Source organism: Clostridium sp. LIBA-8553, assembly GCF_057782465.1.
Genome location: NZ_JBXYBA010000003.1, coordinates 1 through 10,000, shown reverse-complemented (window position 1 = coordinate 10,000; position 10,000 = coordinate 1). Strand labels below are relative to the sequence as shown.

The following is a 10,000-nucleotide window of genomic DNA, read 5'->3' as shown; positions in this document are numbered from 1 at the left end:
ATGGGAAACCCCATGTATCATTAAGTGAATACATAGCTTAATGAAGGTAACCCAGGGAACTGAAACATCTAAGTACCTGGAGGAAGAGAAAGAAAAATCGATTTTCTTAGTAGCGGCGAGCGAAAGGGAAAGAGCCCAAACCGGAAACTTGTTTCCGGGGTTGTGGACATAACATAAAAGTGGAGGCTATTGTAACTGAAGAGAGCTGGAAAGCTCCACCGTAGAAGGTAATAGTCCTGTAAGTGAAACGAGAAGACCACGAGTTATGATCCAGAGTACCACGAGACACGTGAAACCTTGTGGGAAGCAGGGAGGACCACCTCCCAAGGCTAAATACTACCTGATGACCGATAGTGAAGCAGTACCGTGAGGGAAAGGTGAAAAGAACCCCGGGAGGGGAGTGAAATAGAACCTGAAACCGTGTGCCTACAACCGCTCAGAGCCCCTTATGAGGGTGATGAGGTGCTTTTTGTAGAACGAGCCAACGAGTTACGGTATGTAGCAAGGTTAAGTACTTAAGGTACGGAGCCGAAGGGAAACCGAGTCTGAATAGGGCGACTAGTTGCATGCCGTAGACCCGAAACCGGGTGACCTATCCATGGCCAGGTTGAAGCGAGGGTAAAACCTCGTGGAGGACCGAACCACGTTGCTGTTGAAAAAGCATGGGATGAGCTGTGGATAGCGGAGAAATTCCAATCGAACCCGGAGATAGCTGGTTCTCTCCGAAATAGCTTTAGGGCTAGCGTCGAGTATGAGTAGTGGAGGTAGAGCACTGAATGGGCTAGGGGGCATAGCGCTTACCGAACCTTATCAAACTCCGAATGCCACATACTTTGAGCTCGGCAGTCAGACTACGAATGATAAGATCCGTGGTCAAAAGGGAAACAGCCCAGATCGTCAGCTAAGGTCCCAAAGTGTAAGTTAAGTGGGAAAGGATGTGAGATTTCTAAGACAACTAGGATGTTGGCTTAGAAGCAGCCATTCATTAAAAGAGTGCGTAATAGCTCACTAGTCGAGAGATCTTGCGCCGAAAATGTAACGGGGCTAAACTTACCACCGAAGCTACGGGCTTGAACTTAGTTCAAGCGGTAGGAGAGCGTCGTAACCGGGCTGAAGTCGTACCGTAAGGAGCGGTGGACTGGTTACGAGTGAGAATGTTGGCATCAGTAGCGAGATGTGGGTGAGAATCCCACAGGCCGAAAACCTAAGGTTTCCTCAGGAAGGTTCGTCCGCTGAGGGTTAGTCGGGACCTAAGCCGAGGCCGAAAGGCGTAGGTGATGGACAACTGGTTGATATTCCAGTACCACTACCATCGTTATTATCGATGGCGTGACGCAGGAGGATAGTGTGTGCTAGCTATTGGATGCTAGTCTAAGCGTTTAGGCAGTGAAAGTAGGCAAATCCGCTTTCATAATGCTGAGGCGTGATGGGGAAGGTTCCACGGAACCGAAGTACATGATTCCACGCTGCCAAGAAAAGCGTCTAGAGAGAGAAGTAGTGCCCGTACCGCAAACCGACACAGGTAGGTGAGGAGAGAATCCTAAGGCCGGCGGAAGAATTACAGTTAAGGAACTCGGCAAATTGACCCCGTAAGTTCGCGAGAAGGGGTGCCTACGAGAGTAGGCCGCAGAGAATAGGCCCAAGCAACTGTTTAGCAAAAACACAGGTCTCTGCTAAAGCGTAAGCTGATGTATAGGGGCTGACGCCTGCCCGGTGCTGGAAGGTTAAGGGGAACACTTAGCGCAAGCGAAGGTGTGAACTTAAGCCCCAGTAAACGGCGGCCGTAACTATAACGGTCCTAAGGTAGCGAAATTCCTTGTCAGGTAAGTTCTGACCCGCACGAATGGCGTAATGACTTGGGCACTGTCTCAACTGTAAATCCGGCGAAGTTGTAGTGCGAGTGAAGATGCTCGCTACCCGCGATTGGACGGAAAGACCCCGTAGAGCTTTACTGTAGCTTAGCATTGAGTTTTGGTATTGTCTGTACAGGATAGGTGGGAGGCTAGGAAACTAGGGCGTCAGCCTTAGTGGAGCCATCCTTGGGATACCACCCTGACAGTACTGAAATTCTAACTGGCGGCCATGAATCTGGTCACAGGACATTGTTAGGTGGGCAGTTTGACTGGGGCGGTCGCCTCCTAAAAAGTAACGGAGGCGCCCAAAGGTTCCCTCAGAACGGTCGGAAATCGTTCGTAGAGTGCAAAGGCAGAAGGGAGCCTGACTGCGACACCCACAAGTGGAGCAGGGACGAAAGTCGGGCTTAGTGATCCGGTGGTACCTCGTGGGAGGGCCATCGCTCAACGGATAAAAGCTACCTCGGGGATAACAGGCTGATCTCCCCCAAGAGTCCACATCGACGGGGAGGTTTGGCACCTCGATGTCGGCTCGTCGCATCCTGGGGCTGAAGTAGGTCCCAAGGGTTGGGCTGTTCGCCCATTAAAGCGGCACGCGAGCTGGGTTCAGAACGTCGTGAGACAGTTCGGTCCCTATCCGTCGCGGGCGTAGGAAATTTGAGAGGAGCTGTCCTTAGTACGAGAGGACCGGGATGGACTGACCTCTGGTGTACCAGTTGTTCCGCCAGGAGCACAGCTGGGTAGCTAAGTCGGGAATGGATAAACGCTGAAAGCATCTAAGCGTGAAGCCAACCTCAAGATGAGATTTCCCATAGCGTAAGCTAGTAAGATCCCTTGAAGAACACAAGGTTGATAGGTCGGGGGTGTAAGCATGGTAACATGTTCAGCTGACCGATACTAATAGATCGAGGGCTTGACCAAATATAGTAAATTAAATATGTGCAATTTTGAAAGAACAAAAACTTTCAAACATCTGGTGATGATGTTCTTTAGGGTAACACCCGTTCCCATTCCGAACACGACGGTTAAGCCTTTAGAAGCCGATGGTACTGCACGGGAGACTGTGTGGGAGAGTAGGTGGTCGCCAGGTCTTATGATTTGCTAGCTCAGTCGGTAGAGCACGTGACTTTTAATCACGGTGTCCAGGGTTCGATTCCCTGGCAGATCACCAAAACCTCTCTAATAAGAGAGGTTTTTTTGTGTATAAAAATATATTATTCTATAAATTACTTGAAAAATAATTTATACTTAAATAGTAAATATAAAAAGATTTTTAGGATTATATTTAATAGAATTTGGGAGGAAAGTAATGAAAGGGATAAAGAAAATATTATCATTAGGGTTACTTCTGATATTTTCATTTTCAATGGTATCCTGTGGAGGATCAAAGGGAAAGACTTTAGAAGATACTATAGTAGTAACAAGTAAATATCCTGATGAAGTTATGAAGTATATTGCTGATGAATTTAAAAAAGAAACTGGAATAACTGTAAAATATGAAGTTAAAGATGAAATCAAAGAGGATGATTTCAAAAATTCAAATGTTGATGTTGTTTTAGGGGGAAATAGTGAATTATATAAAAAAGTAGCTTCAGATAATCTCTTACAAGGATATAAAACAAGTTGGTTTGGAGATGTGGATGAAAACTATAGAGATAAGGATGGATATTGGTATTCAATTTATAGAAATCCTATAGTTGTTGCTTATAACAAGACAAATCTACCAGATAATCTTGTACCAAAGAATTTAGTTGATTTAGGAAGTGGAAAATTAACTAATAAGTTAATTATGGTGAACTCAAATAATGATTATACAAAATACTTTATCTCTGCTACAACATCATATTTAAGTAAGGCTGCAAATAATGATGATAATGTAGGAAATACTTTTTTACAAAATTTAAAGTTAAATGTGGCTACATTCTTTAATAATTATGATGAATTGGCTACAGCTTTAAATACAAAAGAGACTCCAATAGGAATACTTCCTTTGGATGTGTTAAATAAAAAATATAAAGATGATGCTAATATTGTAAGAATTGATTTCCCAGATGGAGTACCTGTGGTAACAGAATGTGCAGGGATTTTAAAAACAGCACCAAATCCTAATGCATCGGAATTATTTATGGAGTTTGTTGCTGGCCCAAAGATCCAATTAGAATTAGCACAAAAGTTTAATATAATGCCTACATTGCCAGTAGCAATAAAATATTCTCCAGATTGGATTAAAGATTTTAAAACTTTAGATATTGATAACAATGTTATTTTTGATAATGAAAATAAATGGGTTCAATATTTTAATAGTATAGTTAAACCAGAAGCACCTACTAAGCCAGTAACTAATGGGAAAAAATCTTAGTATTTAGTATATAGTTAAATTAAAAAAAGAGATATTATGTTTACACATAATATCTCTTTTATATTTAAAGTGTGAATTGTAAATAGCTTATTCGTACTTGAATTTAATGATAACTTCTTTGATTTCTCCTTTAGAGTTAGTTCTAACTTTAAAATCTTTAATATCTTTAAATTCGTTATTAAGTTGAAAGTTAAGTTCATTTATAGTAGCTTTGGCCTTTTTAGCTAAATCACTATCTTCGATAACTTCAAATCTCTGCTTTTTAGTTGTAATTTCCTTGTTTTTATCATCAACTACAACGTAGTACTTATCTCCTTCTTCAATTACAACATACTCTTTACCAAAAGTTAGGCTTGAGCATAATGAATTATCTATACATCTTACTAGCATAGCTACTCTCCTCTCATAAACAGTAAATTCTCTACACCTTAAATATATCACAATAAGAAGCTTTGTCCATGCTAAATAGGAAATTATATGAATTTTGTAATATCCTACAAATATACTATTTTTTAATTCTAAGAATATTCTTTAATAAATCATTTTTAGCAAAAATAAAGAATTTTTTTATTGAAGCAAAATCATCTTTTAAAGTACTAGGTTTATCATCTTTCCAATAATCATTGAAATAAATACATAGTAAGAAAAATAATATAGCTAGATTTATATATATATCCTTAAAATCAGCTATGAATAAATTACTTATTCCTATGAAGTCTAAACTTCCTCCATAAAAGATTTTATCTATTAAGGAACATAAAGCTCCAGCCATTATAAAGACTATACACATATCTGCATTAAAATCTTTATGTCCATTATGTACATAATATCTATATGCTTCAAAGAATATAACTAAAGCTATTAAGTTTAATATTATAAGAAATCCAAAGCTTATTCCTGCTCCAAATCTTACATTTATCCAAGAACCATCTGTATTTATTATTGGCTGAAATGATAAAAATTTACCTATAATATCAAAATTAGTGTTAAAGAACCATTTATAGATTATAAATTTTACTCCTTGGTCTAAAATCATTAAAAATGCAAATAACCATAATAAAGTTTTATTGCTAAAGCCATTTTTATGTTTATTCCATAAATCATAGATTAAATATCCTACTAATGCAAAGGGAAGTGCTAGAAATAACATCATAAAAGTTTCTGAATTATTTTCAACTCTTCCAGTTAAGAATTCAAATAAGAAATAAATTAACCACATTATAGGTAGTATTGCAATAGTTACCCACTTTTTCTTATTCATGATTACCTCCCTATAAAATATACCATTGTTATATTTAATTAACTTAATTTTAATCCTATATAGTAAGTAGTAAAAAAATTTTTACAGTAATAAATTAAATTAATTTTAAGTTTATAGTATTGAAATTAATCAAACTAAATCAATTTTAACATAGTTAATTATTATAATTAAAGAGGATAAATAGAATTTTAAAAGAATATATAAATTATCACACATATTAATTAATGAGGTGTTTTATGACAGATATTATTAGAGACTATTACAATGAAAATAGTAAAAATGAGTGGCTTAGATTAAATGATCCTTATAATAGATTAGAGTTATTTAGTACTATGTACATGATAAAAGAATACTTTCCTAATGAGAGTAAAATATTAGATATAGGCTCAGGACCAGGGAGATACTCTATAGAGTTATTAAAGAGAGGGTATGGAGTTACACTAATGGACATATCAAACAAATCTATAGATATGGCTAAAAAGAATATAGAGGCTTTAGGATTAAAGGCAGATAATTATATTTGTGGTGATGCATTATATTTAGACTTTTTAGATGATAATTCTTACGATGGTATACTTCTAATGGGGCCTATGTATCATGTTCAATCTAAAGAAGACAGAATCAGAATATTAGAGAATTGTAAGAGAGTATTAAAGCCAGGTGGTGTTATATTAATAACTTACATAAATTCTTTAGGAGTCTTAAGAGTAGGTCTTTCAGATTTTCCTCAAGAATTTAAAAATATAGATAAAATATATGAGCTATTTGATGAAAAGTCATTTAGCAAGGAAGAATCTTTTACTGAAACATATTTTACTGTACCAGAAAAGGCAATTAACGAGGTTAATGAAGTTGGATTTGATATATTAAGTAGAGCTGGTGCTGAAAGTTTTTTAAGTGGACAAGCATTCTATATGACTAAATATTATTTAGAGGATAAGGAAATATACTTTAATTTATTAAAAGTAGCAACTGAAAAATGTGAAGATGAAAGATTTAGGGATTCAACAGAACATTTACTTATAGTCGCTAGAAAGTAATTAAGTATTTTTTCTTATTAAATTTAAATAGTTTATTTATATAAATAGCAATTATGAGAATTTAAATTAAACAAAGTTATGGTTAAAAAGCTCTAGTGGCTATAAAATATAAAAACTAAAAGGGAAAAGAGAGTAAATTACATTAAAAAAACAACACTAATAATATAGTTGTTTTTAGATGAAAGAGAGGAGCAATTTTTATGTTAACAATTTTTGCGGTTTCAGATTCAATAGGAGAAACAGCTCAACAAGTAGCTGTGGCTGCTGCTAGTCAATTTAAAGATAATGCTGAGGTTAAAAGGATACCTTATGTTAAGAGTTTAGAAGATGTAGAAGATTTAATGAAAACTATAGAAGAGTGTGAAACTTGTATGATCGTATCTACTATAATAACTGTTAATGTTAGAGAATATCTAACACAAAAATGCATTGAAAAAAACATAAATATAATAAATGTACTTGGACCAATAATAAATGTAGCCTCAACAATATTGAATCAATATCCAGATTATAATCCTGGTGCTATGTGGAATACCGATGAGGCTTATTATAAGAGAATAGAGGCTATGGAGTTTGCTATGCAATATGATGATAGTAAAGACTATAGAGGATTAAAGAATGCAGATGTGGTACTTGTAGGCTTATCTAGAACATCTAAAACACCGTTATGTATGTATCTTGCAAATAAGGGAATAAAGGCAATAAACATACCTTTAGTTCCAGAGGTAGGTGTACCAGAAGAAATATATGAAATAGACAAGAAAAAAGTATTTGGACTTACAATAAATCCACTTCAGCTTATAGAAATAAGAAAAAGAAGATTAGATAAATTTCATAGAATATCAGCAGATATTGAATATGCTTCTGATTCAAGAATACTAGAGGAATTTGAATTTGCAGATAGGATAATGAGAAAAATAGGATGTAGAACTATAGACGTAACTCAAAGAGCTATAGAAGATACAGCTTTAATAATAATGGAAAAGCTAGGAGTAAAATAATTATTCTATTTTATAGAATAAACATATTATTTGAAAATATAAAATAAAAGAATAATTTATCATCAATTTTATAACTGCTAATAGATTTAAAAACTAATTTTTATATAAAAGATCTAAATTAAGAAAAGCTTAAATAAGGATTACATAAATAAAAAAAAGGATATAAAAATTTATTAGCAGTTTAATTATTCTGTTATTTGGGATAAATTTCAATAAATTATATTGAATTGTAAATAAAATATAAATATACTAATCCTGGTGTATCAATATAAGTATTTTTTAGAAAACTAAAGAAAATAAAAGAAAACTTAATTTAATTTTAAAATATTAATATTACTGAATAGTAAAGAGGGCCACTATATGGTAAGATAAATCTCGTCGCTGAGAGACACACAAACAACTTAACAAAACAAATTAAAAGTTTTTAAAAAAAGTTGTTGACAAAGTTTCAAAGTGATGTTAAACTAAGAAAGTCGCTTGAGGGTGACGAAGAAATGGTCTTTGAAAATTAAACAGAAGATATTAACATAAACCAGCAATTCTTTTATAAGTAATATGAGTATAGATTAAACTTTTAAATTGAGAGTTTGATCCTGGCTCAGGATGAACGCTGGCGGCGTGCTTAACACATGCAAGTCGAGCGATGAAGTTTCCTTCGGGAAACGGATTAGCGGCGGACGGGTGAGTAACACGTGGGTAACCTGCCTCATAGAGTGGAATAGCCTCCCGAAAGGGAGATTAATACCGCATAATGTTGAGAGATGGCATCATCTTTCAACCAAAGGAGCAATCCGCTATGAGATGGACCCGCGGCGCATTAGCTAGTTGGTGGGGTAACGGCCTACCAAGGCGACGATGCGTAGCCGACCTGAGAGGGTGATCGGCCACATTGGGACTGAGACACGGCCCAGACTCCTACGGGAGGCAGCAGTGGGGAATATTGCACAATGGGGGAAACCCTGATGCAGCAACGCCGCGTGAGTGATGAAGGTTTTCGGATCGTAAAGCTCTGTCTTTGGGGAAGATAATGACGGTACCCAAGGAGGAAGCCACGGCTAACTACGTGCCAGCAGCCGCGGTAATACGTAGGTGGCGAGCGTTATCCGGATTTACTGGGCGTAAAGGGAGCGTAGGCGGATGATTAAGTGGGATGTGAAATACCCGGGCTCAACTTGGGTGCTGCATTCCAAACTGGTTATCTAGAGTGCAGGAGAGGAGAGTGGAATTCCTAGTGTAGCGGTGAAATGCGTAGAGATTAGGAAGAACACCAGTGGCGAAGGCGACTCTCTGGACTGTAACTGACGCTGAGGCTCGAAAGCGTGGGGAGCAAACAGGATTAGATACCCTGGTAGTCCACGCCGTAAACGATGAATACTAGGTGTGGGGGTTTCAACACCTCCGTGCCGCCGCTAACGCATTAAGTATTCCGCCTGGGGAGTACGGTCGCAAGATTAAAACTCAAAGGAATTGACGGGGACCCGCACAAGTAGCGGAGCATGTGGTTTAATTCGAAGCAACGCGAAGAACCTTACCTACACTTGACATCCCTTGCATTACTCTTAATCGAGGAAATCCCTTCGGGGACAAGGTGACAGGTGGTGCATGGTTGTCGTCAGCTCGTGTCGTGAGATGTTGGGTTAAGTCCCGCAACGAGCGCAACCCTTGTCGTTAGTTACTACCATTAAGTTGAGGACTCTAGCGAGACTGCCTGGGTTAACCAGGAGGAAGGTGGGGATGACGTCAAATCATCATGCCCCTTATGTGTAGGGCTACACACGTGCTACAATGGCTGGTACAGAGAGATGCAATACCGTGAGGTGGAGCCAAACTTTAAAACCAGTCTCAGTTCGGATTGTAGGCTGAAACTCGCCTACATGAAGCTGGAGTTACTAGTAATCGCGAATCAGAATGTCGCGGTGAATACGTTCCCGGGTCTTGTACACACCGCCCGTCACACCATGAGAGTTGGCAATACCCGAAGTCCGTGAGCTAACCGCAAGGAGGCAGCGGCCGAAGGTAGGGTCAGCGATTGGGGTGAAGTCGTAACAAGGTAGCCGTAGGAGAACCTGCGGCTGGATCACCTCCTTTCTAAGGAATACATCTTAGGATAACTAAGATGATAATGAATTCTGGATAATATCTCTGTTTAATTTTGAGAGACTATCTCTCAAAATTGTTCTTTGAAAATTGCACATAATTTAATTTATAGAAACAACAAGCCAAATTGGCAAAACCAATTTCTATTCTTTGTAAAATGAGAACTATAACTAATATAGGTCAAGCTACAAAGGGCGCATGGTGAATGCCTTGGCATCAGGAGCCGATGAAGGACGTGATAAGCTGCGATAAGCTTCGGGTAGGCGCACATAGCCTGAGATCCGAAGATCTCCGAATGAGGAAACTCACATGGGAAACCCCATGTATCATTAAGTGAATACATAGCTTAATGAAGGTAACCCAGGGAACTGAAACATCTAAGTACCTGG

5 protein-coding genes, 1 tRNA gene and 4 rRNA genes (1 of these 10 cut by a window edge) are annotated in these 10,000 nt (G+C 37.8%); 8 read left to right on the top strand and 2 right to left on the bottom strand.

Annotated features, from left to right (window positions below; all coding sequences use genetic code 11):
- From AC2JAQ_RS16550 to AC2JAQ_RS16535, 4 genes are all read left to right on the top strand, one after another.
- Positions 1 to 2,774 (top strand): 23S ribosomal RNA (locus AC2JAQ_RS16550); it begins 131 nt to the left of the window's first position.
- A 51-nt stretch (positions 2,775 to 2,825) separates the two neighbouring features.
- Positions 2,826 to 2,943 (top strand): 5S ribosomal RNA (gene rrf / locus AC2JAQ_RS16545).
- A gap of 5 nt (positions 2,944 to 2,948) precedes the next feature.
- Positions 2,949 to 3,024 (top strand) — tRNA-Lys (locus tag AC2JAQ_RS16540).
- A gap of 138 nt (positions 3,025 to 3,162) precedes the next feature.
- Positions 3,163 to 4,212, top strand: a complete 1,050-nt coding sequence (locus AC2JAQ_RS16535) for an ABC transporter substrate-binding protein (protein WP_488457301.1) — start codon at positions 3,163 to 3,165, stop codon at positions 4,210 to 4,212.
- Between the two features lie 87 nt (positions 4,213 to 4,299).
- Here the strand turns inward: AC2JAQ_RS16535 and AC2JAQ_RS16530 are convergent, their stop codons facing one another.
- Together AC2JAQ_RS16530 and AC2JAQ_RS16525 are read right to left on the bottom strand one after the other, a co-directional pair.
- Positions 4,300 to 4,602 (bottom strand): hypothetical protein, encoded by a 303-nt coding sequence (locus AC2JAQ_RS16530; protein ID WP_488457302.1) that lies wholly within the window; start codon positions 4,600 to 4,602, stop codon positions 4,300 to 4,302.
- Positions 4,603 to 4,717: 115 nt separating this feature from the next.
- On the bottom strand, positions 4,718 to 5,473 hold the full coding sequence (locus AC2JAQ_RS16525; RefSeq protein ID WP_488458821.1) for a signal peptidase II: 756 nt from the start codon (positions 5,471 to 5,473) through the stop codon (positions 4,718 to 4,720).
- A gap of 236 nt (positions 5,474 to 5,709) precedes the next feature.
- On the opposite strand from AC2JAQ_RS16525, the gene AC2JAQ_RS16520 reads away from it, so the two are divergent.
- From AC2JAQ_RS16520 to AC2JAQ_RS16505, 4 genes are all read left to right on the top strand, one after another.
- Complete coding sequence (locus AC2JAQ_RS16520; protein ID WP_488458820.1) at positions 5,710 to 6,513, top strand: class I SAM-dependent methyltransferase; 804 nt, start codon at positions 5,710 to 5,712, stop codon at positions 6,511 to 6,513.
- Between the two features lie 200 nt (positions 6,514 to 6,713).
- Positions 6,714 to 7,514, top strand: coding sequence for a pyruvate, water dikinase regulatory protein (locus AC2JAQ_RS16515; RefSeq protein ID WP_488458819.1), 801 nt, complete (start codon positions 6,714 to 6,716; stop codon positions 7,512 to 7,514).
- Positions 7,515 to 8,089: 575 nt separating this feature from the next.
- Positions 8,090 to 9,602, top strand: a 16S ribosomal RNA gene (locus AC2JAQ_RS16510).
- Between the two features lie 187 nt (positions 9,603 to 9,789).
- A 23S ribosomal RNA gene (locus tag AC2JAQ_RS16505) occupies positions 9,790 to 10,000 on the top strand; the annotation flags it as partial.

What these genes read in the sequence shown, in the direction of transcription:
- AC2JAQ_RS16525 (WP_488458821.1), bottom strand. Translation starts at nt 5,473, where the DNA reads ATGAATAAGAAAAAGTGGGTAACTATTGCAATACTACCTATAATGTGG.
- AC2JAQ_RS16515 (WP_488458819.1), top strand. Translation starts at nt 6,714, where the DNA reads ATGTTAACAATTTTTGCGGTTTCAGATTCAATAGGAGAAACAGCTCAA.
- AC2JAQ_RS16535 (WP_488457301.1), top strand. Translation starts at nt 3,163, where the DNA reads ATGAAAGGGATAAAGAAAATATTATCATTAGGGTTACTTCTGATATTT.
- AC2JAQ_RS16530 (WP_488457302.1), bottom strand. Translation starts at nt 4,602, where the DNA reads ATGCTAGTAAGATGTATAGATAATTCATTATGCTCAAGCCTAACTTTT.
- AC2JAQ_RS16520 (WP_488458820.1), top strand. Translation starts at nt 5,710, where the DNA reads ATGACAGATATTATTAGAGACTATTACAATGAAAATAGTAAAAATGAG.